This window comes from Actinomadura montaniterrae, assembly GCF_008923365.1.
GTDB classification, from domain to species: Bacteria; Actinomycetota; Actinomycetes; order Streptosporangiales; family Streptosporangiaceae; genus Spirillospora; species Spirillospora montaniterrae.
This window is the reverse complement of record NZ_WBMR01000500.1, coordinates 1-876: the sequence shown is the minus strand read 5'-3', so window position 1 is coordinate 876 and position 876 is coordinate 1. Positions and strand designations below refer to the sequence as shown.

Sequence of the window (876 nt, the reverse complement as noted above, 5' to 3'; positions counted from 1 at the left end):
CAAGGGCGGCGGGACGGCCGCCGTGTCGGCGCCCGCGATCGGCGCGACCAGCACCCCGAAGCTCGGGGGCGGCGGTGGCGGCGGCCGGCAGCCGGCGCCGCGCCGGACCGCCGCGCCGAACCGGACCGCGACCCTCGGCCCGCTCGGCTACGGGACGTTACGGCTCGGCATGACGGCGCAGCAGCTGCGCGGCAGCGGCCTGCTCGTCGGGAAGGTGCGCGCCGGCGCGAACGGCTGCTCCGGCTACGACCTGCGGACGCGCCGCACCCCGAAGGGCTCGGTCGGCGTCTACTACTCCGGCCGCTACGGCATCGTCTCGATCTTCGCCGTCGGCGGCATGCGCACCCCGCAGGGCATCGGCGTCGGGTCCACGCTGGCGCAGGTCAAGCACGCCTACCCGAAGCTGGCGAACGGCGTGAACGGCGCGTCCGCCCCCGTCCCCGGCAACCCGAAGGCCGTGTACAGCCTGCTGGTGGCGGGCGGGCGCGTCACGTCCCTCGCGCTGGACCTCGCCGGCCAGAACTGCCACAACTGACCGCGCACGGCGGCCGTCGGGCCGGCTCGCGCGGCTAGCTCGCGCGGCGGCCCCGGACCTCCAGCGAGTCGAGGAGCGCGGCGGTGGAGCGCGCGATCTCCTCGACGGCGCGGTCGAACGCCTCGGCGTTGTGGGCCGCGGGGGCGCGGAACCCGGAGATCTTGCGGACGTACTGGAGCGCGGCGGCCCGGACGTCCTGGTCGGTCACGTCCTCGGCGAACGGCGGGCGGAGCGTCTTGATGCTGCGGCACATGCCCCCATTGTGACCCGCGCCCCCGACAGAACCGCACCCCCGCGGCCATGACGCGTGTGGGGCCCCGGCGCCCAGCAGAGGTGGGGCG

The 876-nt window shown here is 76.6% G+C and carries 2 protein-coding genes; one reads left to right on the top strand and one right to left on the bottom strand.

All coding sequences use genetic code 11. From position 1 onward, the window contains the following. Positions 1–535, top strand: a 535-nt coding sequence (locus tag F9B16_RS52200) for a hypothetical protein (protein ID WP_192809427.1), incomplete at its 5' end; no start/stop codon positions are given. Positions 536–569: 34 nt separating this feature from the next. Here the strand turns inward: F9B16_RS52200 and F9B16_RS50515 are convergent. Beyond that, positions 570–788, bottom strand: a complete 219-nt coding sequence (locus tag F9B16_RS50515; RefSeq protein WP_151547359.1) for a DUF2277 domain-containing protein — start codon at positions 786–788, stop codon at positions 570–572. Positions 789–876 lie beyond the last annotated feature (88 nt).

What these genes read in the sequence shown, in the direction of transcription:
- F9B16_RS50515 (WP_151547359.1), bottom strand. Translation starts at nt 788, where the DNA reads ATGTGCCGCAGCATCAAGACGCTCCGCCCGCCGTTCGCCGAGGACGTG.